Annotated in this window: 15 protein-coding genes and 1 pseudogene; 9 read left to right on the top strand and 7 right to left on the bottom strand. The window is 72.9% G+C overall.

Annotated features, from left to right (window positions below; translation table 11 throughout):
• Positions 1-34 precede the first annotated feature (34 nt).
• Positions 35-247 carry a DUF5133 domain-containing protein gene (locus GXP74_RS20950; protein WP_182452858.1) on the bottom strand — a complete coding sequence of 71 codons (213 nt, stop codon included), beginning with the start codon at positions 245-247 and terminating at the stop codon, positions 35-37.
• 386 nt (positions 248-633) lie between these two features.
• Here GXP74_RS20950 and GXP74_RS20945 point away from each other — a divergent pair, with 386 nt between their 5' ends.
• Positions 634-1,464 carry a DUF4097 family beta strand repeat-containing protein gene (locus tag GXP74_RS20945; RefSeq protein ID WP_182452859.1) on the top strand — a complete coding sequence of 277 codons (831 nt, stop codon included), beginning with the start codon at positions 634-636 and terminating at the stop codon, positions 1,462-1,464.
• 64 nt (positions 1,465-1,528) lie between these two features.
• On the opposite strand, the gene GXP74_RS20940 is transcribed toward GXP74_RS20945, so the two are convergent.
• Positions 1,529-2,302, bottom strand: coding sequence for a DUF3592 domain-containing protein (locus tag GXP74_RS20940; protein WP_182452860.1), 774 nt, complete (start codon positions 2,300-2,302; stop codon positions 1,529-1,531).
• A 179-nt stretch (positions 2,303-2,481) separates the two neighbouring features.
• Here GXP74_RS20940 and GXP74_RS20935 point away from each other — a divergent pair, with 179 nt between their 5' ends.
• Positions 2,482-4,113: an NAD-dependent malic enzyme gene (locus GXP74_RS20935; protein WP_182452861.1), complete on the top strand. Its 1,632-nt coding sequence runs from the start codon at positions 2,482-2,484 to the stop codon at positions 4,111-4,113.
• 321 nt (positions 4,114-4,434) lie between these two features.
• Here the strand turns inward: GXP74_RS20935 and GXP74_RS20930 are convergent, their stop codons facing one another.
• On the bottom strand, positions 4,435-5,109 hold the full coding sequence (locus tag GXP74_RS20930) for a PhzF family phenazine biosynthesis protein (protein WP_182452862.1): 675 nt from the start codon (positions 5,107-5,109) through the stop codon (positions 4,435-4,437).
• Positions 5,110-5,328: 219 nt separating this feature from the next.
• On the opposite strand from GXP74_RS20930, the gene GXP74_RS20925 reads away from it, so the two are divergent.
• The 6 genes and pseudogenes from GXP74_RS20925 to GXP74_RS20900 form a co-directional block, all read left to right on the top strand.
• Positions 5,329-5,976, top strand: a complete 648-nt coding sequence (locus GXP74_RS20925) for a phosphotransferase (RefSeq protein ID WP_182452863.1) — start codon at positions 5,329-5,331, stop codon at positions 5,974-5,976.
• A gap of 261 nt (positions 5,977-6,237) precedes the next feature.
• A complete protein-coding gene (locus GXP74_RS20920) occupies positions 6,238-6,591 on the top strand; it encodes a winged helix-turn-helix domain-containing protein (RefSeq protein ID WP_182452864.1) in 354 nt (117 codons plus the stop codon).
• Positions 6,581-9,046 (top strand): helix-turn-helix transcriptional regulator, encoded by a 2,466-nt coding sequence (locus GXP74_RS20915; protein ID WP_182452865.1) that lies wholly within the window; start codon positions 6,581-6,583, stop codon positions 9,044-9,046. The genes GXP74_RS20920 and GXP74_RS20915 overlap by 11 nt, the downstream gene beginning before the upstream one ends.
• Positions 9,046-9,672, top strand: coding sequence for a hypothetical protein (locus tag GXP74_RS20910; protein WP_182452866.1), 627 nt, complete (start codon positions 9,046-9,048; stop codon positions 9,670-9,672). Before GXP74_RS20915 ends, GXP74_RS20910 begins: the two co-directional genes overlap by 1 nt.
• A 142-nt stretch (positions 9,673-9,814) precedes the next feature.
• Positions 9,815-10,201, top strand: coding sequence for a hypothetical protein (locus GXP74_RS20905; protein ID WP_370468444.1), 387 nt, complete (start codon positions 9,815-9,817; stop codon positions 10,199-10,201).
• Positions 10,202-10,276: 75 nt separating this feature from the next.
• Positions 10,277-10,456: pseudogene (locus GXP74_RS20900) on the top strand (cupin domain-containing protein); the annotation flags it as partial.
• A 152-nt stretch (positions 10,457-10,608) separates the two neighbouring features.
• Here GXP74_RS20900 and GXP74_RS20895 read toward each other — a convergent pair.
• Positions 10,609-10,947, bottom strand: a complete 339-nt coding sequence (locus GXP74_RS20895; protein WP_182452867.1) for a hypothetical protein — start codon at positions 10,945-10,947, stop codon at positions 10,609-10,611.
• 213 nt (positions 10,948-11,160) lie between these two features.
• Positions 11,161-12,144: an aldo/keto reductase gene (locus GXP74_RS20890; protein ID WP_182452868.1), complete on the bottom strand. Its 984-nt coding sequence runs from the start codon at positions 12,142-12,144 to the stop codon at positions 11,161-11,163.
• 75 nt (positions 12,145-12,219) lie between these two features.
• Here GXP74_RS20890 and GXP74_RS41560 point away from each other — a divergent pair, with 75 nt between their 5' ends.
• Positions 12,220-12,354, top strand: coding sequence for a hypothetical protein (locus tag GXP74_RS41560; RefSeq protein ID WP_255528136.1), 135 nt, complete (start codon positions 12,220-12,222; stop codon positions 12,352-12,354).
• Positions 12,355-12,580: 226 nt separating this feature from the next.
• On the opposite strand, the gene GXP74_RS20885 is transcribed toward GXP74_RS41560, so the two are convergent.
• Positions 12,581-13,444, bottom strand: coding sequence for an alpha/beta fold hydrolase (locus GXP74_RS20885; RefSeq protein ID WP_182452869.1), 864 nt, complete (start codon positions 13,442-13,444; stop codon positions 12,581-12,583).
• Between the two features lie 71 nt (positions 13,445-13,515).
• Entirely contained in the window at positions 13,516-14,241 is a 726-nt protein-coding gene (locus GXP74_RS20880) for an SDR family NAD(P)-dependent oxidoreductase (protein WP_182452870.1), read from the bottom strand.
• Positions 14,242-14,351 lie beyond the last annotated feature (110 nt).

Genomic DNA, 14,351 nt, shown 5'->3' with positions numbered 1-14,351 from the left:
GCCGTGTTCGTCGACAGCGGTGCGGTGCGAGCCCTCAGGCTGCCGAGGCGAGGTTGTCGCGGCTCGGGGCGAGGAGTCGGCGGGCCTGCTCCACCGCGCGGGCGGGCTCGCGGACGCCGGTCGAGACGCAGAGGGTGTAGTGGAGGTCCTCACGGCGGCGCTCGGTGTCCGCGCCGCCGTGGGCGTTGTCCAGCGCTTCGAGTTCGACGAGGACGCGGCGAAGTGCGGCGGGGTTGTACAGAGGCATGGACGCTCCGTCAGGTCGTTGCTGGCAGGGTGGGAACCGCTGCAGGCCGACACTGGACCACAGCACGGGACATTCACCAACATGGCTGAGCACATGGATGACTGACCCGGCATCACCTCGTAGCAACGAGGCGGACTGTATGGCTCAATGATAGGCGGCCGGTCACCGCAGGAGGGCCGTCGGCGTGGGAGACATCCGCCACAACCACCGCCCGGCCGACCGGTACTGGCGCTTGGGCCCGGCCCGGGCGCGCAGCGCGAGCGGCAGCTGCCCCGGCTCTCCCGCCCGGCGTCCGGTAGCGGTCGGCCGCGGAGAGGGGCGGGGAGGGGCGGGGAGGGGCGCAGAAGGGGAGGGGAGGAAGTCCGGTTGCTGGGCAGGCGGTGGTCATGGCTCTCCAGTTCCGGTCGGCAAGGCCCTCGTCCCGTCTGTCCTCGGCGGCCCGGTCCGCGCTGTCACCCGTGGTGGTGACGGCCGCGGTGCTCGGGTTGGCTTCGTGCTCGTCCCCGTCGCCCCTGCTCGCGCGCGGCGCACCGGCCGCCCCGACGGGCCCGGAAGCGGGCACCGGGGCGGTCTTCCCACTGGCGCCGACACAGCGGCTGGTGATCGTCACCGACGGCGGGGTGGCCCTGCGCGCCGGCGCCGCGGGCGTCGTGTCGGTCGATGCGGACAGTACCGTGGCGAGGAGTTGGCACCGGGCGGACGCGGAGGCGACGTTGGACCTGAGCTGTCCGGCGAATCCCGCACCGGGCTCGGGCCCCTGCCCCGGGACCGTCCAGGTGTCGGTGCCGGAGAACGCCGCCGTCACCGTCCAGGCCAGAAACGCCGGGGTCTCGGCCACCGGGCTGGGCGGCCCGCTGAACCTCAGCACGGTCAACGGCGACGTGACGGTGGCGGCGCAGGCGGCCGACGAGCCGATGCAGCTGACAACGCGCAACGGCTCCGTGCGCGCCGCCGGCCTGCGGGCCCCGACCCTGGCCGCCACGACGGTCAACGGCGACGTGGACCTGGCCTGGGCGAGCGCACCCAGCCAGGTCACGGCCGACAGCACCAACGGATCGATCAACCTGGCACTGCCCGAAGACTGCCCCCACTACGCGATCACCGCTCAAACCCGCAACGGCCAACCGCGGGTGAGCCTGCCGACCGACGACACCAGCACGGACCGGCTGACCCTGGCCACCGTCAACGGCGACATCATCGCCCGGACCGCACCCTAGGGACCGCTGGCTGCCGGCCCCCGGCGAGCCGGGCTGTGATCCAGCACCGCCCGGCCCGCTCCCCTCAGTCGCCGCTGTCCTCGGGAGCGGTGCGGGGGGTGGCGAGTTCGGGTTGCCGGGGGTGTTCCGGGTCGTAGCGGAGGTGGAGGCGGTCACCGGGCCGGGGGGCCTGTTCGTAGGAGTCGAAGCTGCTGGTGAGCTGTGCGGTGTGCTCGTCTCCGCCGGGGGTCCGGAAGCGCACGGTGATGACGAACTCGGGGCGGTCGTAGCTCTCGTCGCCGGTGGCTGCGGCGTCGGTGACCGTGCCGAGCGCGGTGAGCCCGTACTGCTCCATCCGCCACCCGCGGTGCGCGGCCTCGTGTTCGGCGACAAGGGTGCGCGCCCGGGTGCGCTCCTCGCGGCGGCCCACCAGGACCGCGACCGCAATGATCAGGACCATGGGTCCCAGGAGCCAGCGGCCGGTGCCCGGGACCCGCAGGGCGATGCCGCCGAGCAGGCAGACCAGGCCGCCGAGCATGGCGGCACCGGCGGGCAGCTGCGCCCGGGTGCTGTTGGTGCTGCTGCTGGTGACGATGACGGCCCCCGCAGGGAGGAGCACCAATGTCAGGAAGCCGAGGGCCAAGCAGGCCACGAAGGCCAGGACCGCCCAGAGGTCATGGGTGGTGCACGGCCGCTGCCCGGTATCGCCGCAGCCGCCCGCCGTGTCGTTCGCCGTGTACGTCCAGCACAGGAGCCACCCGTCGAATGTCAGCAGTGCGCCGTACAGGCACATGCCAAGGATGCGCCAGGGGGTCAGCCGGTGGGGCGGCCCGGCGGCCGAGATGCTGTCCTCGATCATGCGCGATGCTAACGCGCACTGCCTGTATTGGTCTGGACCGGTCGATGGCCGCCGGGTCAACACACCGTGTCGCTTCGGGGGTTGCCCGCGCCCATCGATGGCGAGTCGGTGCGTGAAAGGGCCAGGATGGGCTTCGAGCCGGACGCCGGCCGGACGGATCCGATCCTGGGATGGTTGTGATGGGCGCGAAGACGGGTGACACGACGCTGCGGGGTGTCCGGTTGCTGGAGTCGCCGCTGGACAACCGCGGTACCGCGTTCACTGTGGCGCAGCGGCGCGAGTTCGGCCTGGTCGGGCTGCTGCCGCCGGTCGTCGAGACGCTTCAGGAGCAGGTGGACCGCGCCTATGACGCGTTCCTGGCCTATGACAAACCGATCAATCGGCACATTTACCTGCGGCAGTTGCAGGACATGAACGAGGTGCTGTTCTACCGGCTGGTCACCGAGCACCTCGAAGAGATGCTGCCGGTGGTCTACACACCGACGGTCGGCGAGGCCTGTCAGCGGTTCAGTGAGATCTACCGGCGCCCGCGCGGGCTCTTCGTGTCGTATCCGGACCGCGACCGGTTGCGTGAGGTCATCGCCAACCGGCCGAATCGCGAGGTCGACGTCATCGTCGTCACCGACGGCCAGCGGATTCTCGGCCTGGGCGACCAGGGCGCCGGGGGGATGGGCATCCCCATCGGCAAGCTCGGCCTGTACACGGCGGTCGGCGGAATTCATCCGGCGCGGACGCTGCCGATCCTCCTGGACGTCGGCACCGACAACGAGGAACTGCTGGCCGATCCGCGCTACCTCGGCTGGCGCGAGCGCCGGGTCACCGGCAAGGAGTACGACGAGTTCGTCGACCGGTTCGTCGAGGCGGTCAGGGCCGAACTGCCGGACGTGCTGCTGCAGTGGGAGGACTTCGCCACTCCGCACGCCCGGCCCATCCTGGCCCGCTACCGCGATCAGTTGCTGACCTTCAACGATGACATCCAGGGCACCGCCGCCGTCGTGGTCGGCGCGTTGGCCTCGGCGGCCGCGGTGACCGGGCGCAGCCTGCGCGAGCAGCGGGTGGTCATGCTGGGTGCCGGGTCGGCGGCCATCGGGGTCGCGGACACGATCCGGGCGGCCATGGTCGCGGAGGGGGCCACCGACGAGCAGGCCGGGCAGAACTTCTGGGTCATCGACGTGCACGGGCTGCTGGTCGAGTCGCGGGACGACCTCAGCCCGGAACAGCGCCGCTACGCCAGGGACGGGAAACCGTTCTCGCTGGAGGAGCTGGTCGAGCGGATCAGCGCCGACGTCCTGATCGGACTGTCCACGGTCGGCGGCGCGTTCACCGAGTCGGTGGTCAGGACGATGGCCTCGAAGGTGGACCGGCCGGTGATCTTCCCCTTGTCCAACCCGACCTCGCATTCCGAGGCGGACCCCGCGGACCTCGCCGAATGGACCGGCGGCCGCGCGCTGATCGCGACCGGATCACCGTATCCGCCGCTGGAGATCGACGGACGCCGGGTGCCGGTCGCGCAGTCGAACAACGTCTACATCTTCCCCGCGATGGGCCTGGCGGTGACCGCGGCGCGGGCCACCAGGGTCACCGACAACATGCTGGTGGCAGCCGCGAAGGCGCTTGGCACCGCGGCAGCGGGGCACGGCGCCTCCGGGACACTGCTGCCACCTGTCGGCACGATGCGCGAGGTCGCCCACGAGGTGGCACTCGCGGCGGCGCTGGCCGCCGTCGCGGACGGGGTCGCGCCGGCGGCCGACGAGGACGAACTGCGCGCCGCGCTGCGCGCGAACCAGTGGCAGCCGGCGTATCCGGACTGACGGCCGGAGCGGCAACCGCAGAGGCGGCACCCCCACCGTCACCGCCCCCAACCCGGGGCCCGGCCAGTTGCGTCATCGACTGGACGGGCCCCTGCGGTGCCTACCCGCCCGCCTCGTGCCGCTCGGGCGAGAGGCGGGCAGCCACCCGGGCAGTCCTCGGTTCGAAGGGCGCGGGCACCCGAGCCAACGAGCGGGCGCTGCCACGGTTCGGCCTGGAGCCACCTGAACGACCTCGCCCGCCGGTACGTGGACGAGCTGCCGGTACGTGGACGAGCCGGCGGTGCTGGATCCGTGCCTGGCGGGCTGGTCCGGGGCGGGCAGTCAGATCCGCCGCAGCTCGTGCGGCGAGACGCGACCGCCGATCTCGACGACCCCACCAGGACGCGGCCGGGTCAGGATCTGCGACGCGAGTCCTTGCTGAATGTCGAGCGCCCGGTCCAGTTCGTCGGTCAGCACGATGGCTGCGGCACCGGTCGCCTCGTCCTCGTCGATGCCGTCCCCGCGACCGGGGAAGCCCCGGGCACGGACGGTGCCGGCGTTCTCGTCCCGCCACGCCCACGCGTAGAGCCAGCCGCTGCCGACCGGCGGCACCGCCAGGGCCTCGACCTCCGCCGCGCTCGGGTGCTGCCACGTCCGCCGCCCCGAGGCCCAGGCGGCCCGGCCGCTGATCCAGCTGAACTCACCGTCCTGCCAGGTCGGCACGTCCCCCGCCTCGGGCCGCAGGCAGCTGATGCCCAGGCCCTCGCGCCGCAGCAACCAGCCGGTGCCGACCAGGGGATGCCCGGCGAAGAGCAGGCGCGTACCGGGGGTGTAGATGTCGACGCGACCCTCCTCGGCGTCGTCGACGAAGACCGTCTCGGAGAACCCGAAACGGACCGCGAGCGCCTGGCGCTCCGACCGCCCGGGGAACGCACTTCCCCCGAGCACCACCCCGAGGAGGTTCCCGCCGGTGTCGCCGGACCCGCAGAAGACGCGCAGCACGTGGAGACCACTCATAGGAAACCTATGCAACCACAGCTGGCGGACCGGGCGGTGGATGCCCGCCTCGTCGTCGACGGCGAGGCCGATCGCCGCCGTGAACCCGTCGGCGATGATCTCGGATGCCTGACCGGCCGTGCCGGCCGCCGGAACGGGCGCACGGTTGAGCGTGTTGCCCAGGGGCGCGGCGGGCCGAGACCCAGGAGCGTGGGTCAGTAACGGCAGTGGAATCACGAGGTGACCGAGCTAGTCTTATTGGCGACCGGCCGAGACGCAGATGTCTTCGCTCTCGACACGCAGCGCGTCCTGCGCCGGTACCGGGACGAAGGTGACGTGGCCGCTGAAGCCGCTGTGATGGCCTATGTCGGTGGGTTGGGGTTCCCCGTGCCACAGGTCTACTCGGCGGGTGGTGGTGATCTGGTCCTCGAACGGCTCACCGGCCCGACCATGCTGGAGGCGCTGGGCGCCGGGGAGATTACCGCGGTGGCGGCGGCGGACCTGTTGGCCGGTCTGCATGATCGCCTTCACGCGTTGGCCCCACAGATGCCGCACGAGCCCGGGGATCGCCCGCTACATCTGGATCTGCACCCGGCGAATGTCATGCTCGAAGCGCGAGGACCGGTGGTGATCGACTGGCGTAACTCCGGGCAGGGGCCGCCTGAGTTCGATGTCGCCGTGTCCGCGCTGATCGTGGCACAAGTCGCGGTCGACTCCGCGCGGGAGGAGGCCGCGCTCGCCGAGACGTTCCTCACCGCGTTCTTGGCCGGCGTCGGCGCGATGCCTTCCGAGGCGTTGGACCACGCGGTGCGGTTCCGCCGGGCCGATCCCAACCTGACTGCCCGCGAGATCGGATTGCTGGGCGAGGCAGTCTCGCTGATCGGTTAGCGTCGCGGCCGCAGCCGTGTTGCGTGCCCAGGAAACGGCAGCCCACCTGCGGTCCGTGCCCGTCCGTACAGGATGATCAGGCCATGCGCACGGGTGATGAGCTGTTCGCCATGGAGCCGGTCCAACCGCCCGAGCGGGGAAGGCCGACGGCGAGGGCGGATCACATGGCGCGTCGCACAGCCCTGCGTTGCACCGGGGCGGCCTGGACAGGCTATCTATCAAGACTTATGCATGTTACTGCAAGTCTGCTAGGGTTGTGCCATGCCGCGCTATCGAGAGATCTACGCCGACCTGCGTCGACGCATCGCCGACGGCGAATGGCAGATCGGCGACCGGCTCCCCGACCTGGGAGCGTTCATGGAGCACTACAACGCGTCGCTGAACACGGTCCGCCGGGCCACCGTGGACCTGCGGGACGAGGGCGTGCTGCGTATCTCCCAGGGCGACGGGACCTTCCTGGCCGCACCGCCGCAGTCCACCAACGACGAACTGCTGGAGCGCCTGCGCGGCGCCCAGGCGGCGATCGGTGACGCCATCGCCGCCCTGGAGGCCGCGAACCGCATCGACGCGATCGCCGACCTGCTCGAAGCGAAGGGGGAGTCCGATGCCCGGTAGCGAGGACGACATGTTCGCCGGTGTCGACGCGCTGCTGGCAGCCGTCGCGGCCGCCACGGTGCTGCCGGTTCCGGCGGAGCGGGTCCGGCTGCGCGAGGCGGCCGGGCTCACAACGGCGCACGTCGCCGCCGCGCTGCGGGTGGACCCGGCGCTGGTCCAGGGCTGGGAGGACGGCAGTGCCGCCCCCGGTCCGGAGATCGCCCCGGCCTACGGCCGACTGCTGGAGGGCCTGGCGGAGCGCTTCCCCGCTCCCGCCCCCGCCCCCGCCCCCGCGAGGCCTGCGGCCGCGCCGGTCCCGGTTCCGGTCGCCGGTCCTGACCGTGACGCGGACGGTGAGCTGCGGCGGTACGAGCCCGCGCCGTGCCGGTGGTGCGGCACTCCGACCCCTTACCGCTATGCCGGTGTCGCCCAGCACTTGGGGGACTTCTGCCGCACCCGGCAGCCCGTCGCCCCGGCCCCCGTCACCGCCCCGCCGGTCCAGCCCGCGGTCGTTCCGGTCGCAGCGCCCGCTCCTGCCGCCGCTCCGGCCGCCCCGGTCGCTGCGGCCCCGGTCGCTGCGGAGCCGGTCCGGTCGGCGCCCGCCGCACCGCGGACCCCGGCAGCCGGAGCCGGTCGGCGCCCCGCCCCCGCCCGGGGCACGGCCCGTCCCGCCACCGCGCGTCCCGCCGGCACGTCCGCTGCCACCCGGTGGTGGCCGGTGGTCGCGCTGGACGTCGCCCAGGACGGCGGCTGGCTGCTCGACGTTCCGCAGGTCCCGGCCCCGGCCGGGACCAAGCTGGGCGACTGGTTCGCCTGGCTGGGTACCGGGCTGCCGCTGCGGGTCGAGCGGGTGCACGCGTCCGGGCGCGGGGGTGACGGCGTGGTGGTCGTGACCGAGGCCGCTGTCAAACGGCTCGGACTGCCGGCCGTCCTGCCGACCACCGAGAAGGCCCTGGCCGCGCTGCAGGCGAAGCTGGCGAAGACCGCCGCAACGGTGGGCATGGAGATCAGCGACCAGATCGGCCCGTCGTTCCGCGCCTTCCGCCGCAAGGGTTCCGCCGGTGGCCCCAGGACATCGGTAGGGATCACGGTCGCGCCGTGGCTGGGGCAGGGCGACGCCCGCCAGCAGGCCACCAGCTCCCTGCTCACCCCCCTGGCCACCAACCCCGACGGCACCGTGGACGGGCTCACCCTCGCCCGCCGATCCCGGGCCTTCACCGCCGACCTGGGCGTCGCCCCCGGCGCGAGCACCGCCTCCACCGCGATGCTGCTCCTGGACGCGGTGCGCCCGCGCGTGGAGTGGAACCGGGACGAGACGACGGGGGAGTGGTCCTCCACGTTCCGCGAGGGCGCGCTGCCGGGCGGCGACCTGTGCGTGCCCCCGGCCGCCGGGGCCCGGCACCCGCTGACCCGCGAACTGCTGGCCGACGGCGAGACGGTGTGCGAGGAGGAGGACTTCAAGTGGTGGTTCCGCGAGCTCACCCCGCAGGAGGCCGGGCGCCGGTGGGCGGTCGCGGTCGACGTCTGCGCGTCCTACCTGTCGGTCACCGAGACCCTGCGGCTCCCGGCCGGTGAGCTGCAGTACGTGAAGAACCCGGCGTGGGACTCGAAGACGGCCGGGCTGTGGTGGTGCGACTTCACCAGCACGAAGGTCGACGAACTGCTGCCGCACCCGGCGACGTTCCACGGCCGCCCGCCGACCGGGCCCGGCTGGTACACCACCGAGACCGTCGCCCACATGTCCACGCCCGACAACGACATGTACGACTTCGACACGACCACCATCACCGCCGCCCACCTGTCCACGTACACCGTGCCGCTGCTCAAGGAGTGGACCGGACACCTGCGCGGCGGCTACAAACGCGCCTACGCCGAACTCGGCCTGGTCGACGGCCAGAGCCCGACCGAGTTCCTCGCCGCCCACGCCGTCCACAAGGACGTCGGCACCGACCCGGTCCGCGCGGACGCCCTGGTCCTGGCCGGGCTCTACAAGAACGTCTACAAGGGCGGCATCGGCAAGTGGACCGACTCGGCCCGCAACGCCCACCCGGACGAGGCGACCTGGCTGGAGAAGGTCGCCGCGAACTGGTCCTACCGCCCCGAGATCCGCTTCCACATCATCGCCGCTGCCCGCATCGCCGCCCACCGCCGCCTGCGCAAAACCCTGCGGCTCACCGGCCGAGCCCCGTTCGCGGTCAACGTCGACTCCTACCTGTACGCCGCCGACGCCCCCTCCCCGCTGGAACTGCTGCCGGTCAAGCCCGACGGCACCCCGGTACCCGGGGCGCTGCGCCTGGGCATCGCGCCGGGCAGCCACAAGCACGAGTCCTCGATCCCGCTGGCGGCGGCGGTCGAGGCGATGGAGCGCCGGGAGCACCCCTCCAAGCTGGTCCACCAGTACGGCACCGACGGCGACTTCGTCGCTCAGGCCGACGCCGAGGGTGCCGGGCGCGATCGGGAAGGCGGTGGCCTCTGATGGCCACGGGCATGTTCGGCCGGGTCCGTGAGGCCCTGTTCCCCTCGCGCAAGGCGCCGGTGCAGTCCGCGACGCAGGCCGGGCACGTGAAGGACAGGCTGTTCGGCGGCAGCACGAGGGCGATGGCCGCGGCCTACGGCGTGAGCCAGCGGACGGTGGAGCGCTGGATCGCCGGGACCCGCACACCCCCGCAGCTCTCGAAGGCGGCGGAGAAGCGGTGGGAGAAGCAGAACCAGGCGCGGGCCAAGCAGGGCAGGCCGCCGCTGCCGCGTCCGACGACGAAGGCCGACCGGCTGGCGACGGACGCGGTCCGCGCGCAGACCACCGAGCGCGGACGCGAGCGCAGGGCCAGGCAGTTGCAGCAGACCGGGGCCTTCTCCGGCCACAGCGCCCGCGTCGGCCGCGCGATGACGTTCTCGATCCGCGGCTCGGACGCCGTCCGCTCCCGCGACGTCCACCTCAACCTGACCGGCGATCAGGCCGCCGCGCTGGCCCTGGCCGACAGCGAGGACGAGGTGCGGCAGATCATCGGCCAGGCCCTGGCCGAGTACTTCAACGGCGGCCTGTACGGGGGCTTCGGCCCGGACGACTTCGAATGGGACGAGAACGACTTCGACCTGCGCTGACCCGCACCCGTGACGCTGATGGGATCTTGAGAGTCACGATCAAAGGAGACGGGCGGCGCGGCACGGCGGCTGAAGGTGAGCCAGTGCATGCTCCGCGCCCTGGGGACAGGGCCCGGAGCGGCCTGGTGTGCTGTAGCGGTGGGTGCGCGAGCACCGGGGCGACGGCCACCTCGCCGCGCTGGCGGTCGTCGGCCTGTCCGGGATCGAGGCGCTGGTCCTGCGCAACGCCACCGGCGCGGCGCCGACCTCCGCCCTGTTCCAGCGGACCCGGGGGTGGTCAGCGGAGCAGTGGGCCGCCGCCCGCGACCGGCTGCGCGAACGCGGCCTGCTGGACGGGGCGGGCGAGCTCACCGAAGCCGGCACGGCCCTGCGCGGTGAGGCCGAGGCGCTCACCGACCAGCCGGACGCGGCCCCCTACGAGCACCTCGGCCCGACCGCCACCGCACGCCTCACCGAACTGGCCGACGGCTTCACCGGGGCCCTGCGGGCGGCGGGCGCGTTCCCCGCCCAGCACTTCGGCAAGGGCTGACCGCTCACACCGGGCACCGCCGCCGCTGCCCCCGCACCGGCGGCTCCACGCCGTCACCGCGCAAGGCCCGGGCACCACCCGGGCCGGACCGTCACCTGCCCGCCCGGCGAGGAGCACTGGCACGGCGCCACCCCGGAGCTCTTCATGGAGCACCTCGCCCTGTGGGAGGGAACCGGCGACGGCACCCCCGAGACCACCTGGCTGGAACCGGTCACCGATGCGCAGTACCACGGCCCGCGCAGCAGCGCCCACTGACCGCGGCCCCCGGGCCCGGGGGGTGTGGGTGGTCAGCTGCCGGTGCGGGGCCTCGGGCCGGGTGTGAGGTCGGCATCGGCGAGGTCGCGGTGGTCGGCGTGGGCGCTGCTGGCCACCGCGGCCTTCGGCCTGACCGTGCCCGTACTCTCCTATCACCCGCTCGTCACCCGCCCGCACGAGGCGCGCAGTTTGAGCCACAGGCCCAGGGTGATGACCAGGCCACCGGTACCGAGGCACAGGTTCTGGTCAGGGCCCGTCGAGAGGTCACCGCCGGACCGGCCGAACTGCGCGGCGCCCCGCTGCGCGGCCGCCACTTCAGCGTCCCCGACCAGACCGGTTCCCGGCCGGTTCCCGATTGGACCAGCCCGAGCAGCGCCGGGACCCGCGTCGTCCGGCCGCCCCCAGGCACGGTCCAGCCGATTGCCGGTGCCGACCGGCAGGGCCTGCGTACCTCCGACCGGCACCAGCGCTGCTCTGTAGGTGCCGTCCAACTCGCTCCTTCGTGCCCCGGCGCCGTGAGCGTCGGGGCACGAATCGTTGAAGGGGCCGACTGGACGTGGCGGCGGGCACTGCCGTCGCCCCCCGGGTATGGCACAGGCCCCGACCTGCTCGCGCCCGGGACCGTGCCGACGCAGACCGGCTCGCGATGCCCGGCCGCCGCCGCCCCCGTCCCTCGCCGGCACCCGGGCGATAGGTGGGCCCGCCTACCAGCGCTGGTGGACCTGGGCCCGGATGCGCCGCTCGTACAAGTCCCGGATGGCGGTCAGGGTCTGGTCCGGCAGTGCGGGCACAGATGCCGAGCGCGCGTTCGATACTGCCTGTTCGGTCGACCGCGCACCGGGGATGACCGTGGTCACGCCCGGCTGCTGGACGATCCAGCGCAGGGCGGTCTGCGCCGCGGTGGCGCCGGGTGCTGCCAGCGCCGAGAACTCGGCGGCGGCCTCCACGCCCGTGTCGTAGTCGACGCCGGAGAAAGTCTCGCCCTGGTCGAAGGCCTCGCCGTGGCGGTTGTAGGTGCGGTGGTCGTCGGCGGCGAAGGCGGTGTCGTGCCGGTACCGGCCGGAGAGCAGTCCCGAGGCCAGCGGCACCCGGGCGATGACTCCGACGCCGGCGGCCGCGGCAGCGGGCAGCACCTCGTCCAGCGGCTTGAGCCGGAACGCGTTGAAGATGATCTGCACGCTCGCGGTACCGGGCCGGGCGATCGCCTTCAGCGCCTGCTCGCAGGTCTCCACGCTCACGCCGTAGGCGGCGATCGAGCCGGACTCCACCAGCGCGTCCAGTGCGTCGAACACCGCGTCCGACTCGATGACCGCGCTGGGCGGGCAGTGCAGTTGCACCAGGTCCAGTGTGTCCACGCCCAGGTTCGCCCGCGAACGGTCGCTCCAGGCCCGGAAGTTGGCAGCGGTGTAGTTCTCCGGCAGCTGCTCGGCCCGGCGGCCCATCTTGGTGGCCACGAAGACCCCGGCCCCCGGGTTGTCCTTCCTCCAGCGGCCGATCAGGCGTTCGCTGCGGCCGTCACCGTAGACGTCGGCGGTGTCGAAGAAGGTCACGCCCTCCTCGGCCGCCGCGTCCAGCACGGCGAGGGCATCCTTCTCCTCAACCTCGCCCCAGTCCGCGCCGAGCTGCCAGGTACCCAGTCCGACGACGGAGACCTCACGGCCGAGCCGTCCCATGATTCGCTTGTCCATGGCAACATCCTCGCAGGCCCGAGCCCACGGACCGGGTGTCGGCCAGTTCGGGCCGCCCGCGAGGGGTGGCGGCCGGTGCGGGTGCTGGCGTGGACGCGGAACCCGGCCGGGCCGATCCTGTGGCGGTGCGCGGTGGACCCGGGTAGCCGGGTGGGCTGGTACGCCTACGACGTCCGCCTGATCCGCCCGCCGTCCGGCACCGCTGGCTGAGCGAGTGCTGCGGTGATCGACCGCGCTGACACCGGCTCGAACCCGCCCCAGGTCCAGGTCCACCTCCCGGACGGGCAGGTGCTGCGGGCGGCCGTGCGTGAGCGCCGCCAGAAAACCGACGGGCCGTGGCCCCACCACCGGCCGGGCGGGTGCCGCACGCCGACCGTGGTGAGCGGGCACGGCGGTGCCTGACGCGACCGGGGCACTGCGGGGATTGGGCATCCGGTCATGCCCCGTTCTCGGTTCGGTCCAGGAAGAGCCGCACGTGCTGGACGAACAGGTCGTGGAACTGGTGGTGCGCGCCGTGGCCGGAGTCGGGGTAGATCACCAGCTGGGCGTCGGGCAGGTGCTGCTGGAGGAGGTAGGAGTTGACAGTGGTGATGATGATGTCGTTGTGTCCGTTGACGACCAGGACCGGCAGGGTCAGTGCCTTGAGGGAGGTGTACTCGGGGTCCTGGACTTTTCCGTAGGCGGCGATCGCTGTCAGTTGGGCGCCGACGGACTGCGGGGAGGGCCACGGGTCGCGGCCTTCCTGGCGCTCGGTGATGCGCTGGACGTAGGCGCGGCCCGCTGCCTGGCTGGTCTCGGTGGGTTCGAACAGGGTCGGCAGCCAGACGTTCTCCGGGGGCTCGTAGTCGGCCGCGAACAGGTCCCCGACCCAGGCGGGCCGTGAGCCGATCTCCTCGCCGCCGCGCGGTCCGGTGCCGACCAGGATCAGCTTGCGGACCAGGTCCGGGCGGGCCAGGGCGATCTCCTGGGCGACCAGGCCGCCCATCGAGTGGCCCAGCAGGTCCACCCGGGTCAGGCCCAGGGCGTCGATGAACGCCGATGCGTCGCGGGCCATCTGCTCGATGGTGTCGGGGACCTGGCCGCTGCTGGTGCCCACGCCGGTGTTGTTGAACAGGATGACCTCGCGGTCGCCGGCCAGGGCGTCGGTGATGGCCGGGTCGAAGTCGTTGAGGTTGCCCATGAAGTGCTGGACGAAGACCACCGGGGTGCGTTCGGGGTTGCCGTAGCGGCGGTAGGCGAAGCGGATGCCGCCTGCCTCGACGAACTCGGTGGGGGCGGTGATGGCGGTGTGCCGGGACATGTCTGCTCCCTTGGGAAGGTCGTGCGGGGTCGGTGGTGTCGGGAGTGCCGGACCTGGTGCCGGAGGACCGGTCAGACGGCGGTTCGGCCGCCGTCGGCGGGGATCAGCGCGCCGGTGACGTAGGCGGCGGCGGGGGAGGCGAGGAAGGCGATCACGTCGGCGATCTCCTCGGGCTGGGCCGCGCGGTCCAGCAGGGTGGTGGCGCCGAGCGCGGTGATGTTGGCCGGGTCGGCGCCACCGGTGTGGGCGGGTCCGGGGGAGATGGTGTTGACCCGCACGCCGCGCGGGCTGAACTCGGCGGCCCAGGCGCGGGTCAGCGCGGCCAGCGCGGCCTTGGTGGCGCTGTAGGCGGCGCCGCCGGCCAGGCCGATCTGGCCGGCCATGCTGCCCAGGTTGATGATGCTGCCCTTCCCGCGTTCGGCCATCTCGGGCGCCAGCGCCGCGGTCAGGTAGTAGGCGGAGCGCACGTTGGCGGTGAACAGCGCGTCGAAGGTCTCGGCGGGCAACTGGTCGGTGGGCCCGAACCAGGAGAACCCGGCGTTGTTGACCAGGACGTCGGCCTGCGCCGCCTCCTGCGCCAGCCGGGCGAGGGCTTCGAGGTCGGTCAGATCGGCGGCCAGGAACCGGGCACTGCCACCGTTCTTGACGATCTCCTCGACCACCGCCGCGCCGCGTCCGGCGTCGCGTCCGTGGACCAGGACCTCGAAACCGTCCCGGGCGAGCCGCAGGGCCACAGCGCGGCCGATGCCGCTGCTGGCTCCGGTGACCAGGGCGATCGAGCGGGATGCCTCAGACATGACTGACTCCTGTGGGATGTTGTTCTCAGGTACTGGATGGGTGTGACAAGGGCTCGCCATGGCCGACGGGCGGTGAGTCCGCGCTGGTCCGCGGGCCGCACCGGGCGGCA

It is taken from the genome of Streptacidiphilus sp. P02-A3a, from assembly GCF_014084105.1.
Lineage (GTDB): Bacteria > Actinomycetota > Actinomycetes > Streptomycetales > Streptomycetaceae > Streptacidiphilus.
The sequence above is the reverse complement of the archived record's forward strand: the minus strand, read 5'-3'. Positions and strand labels throughout refer to the sequence as shown.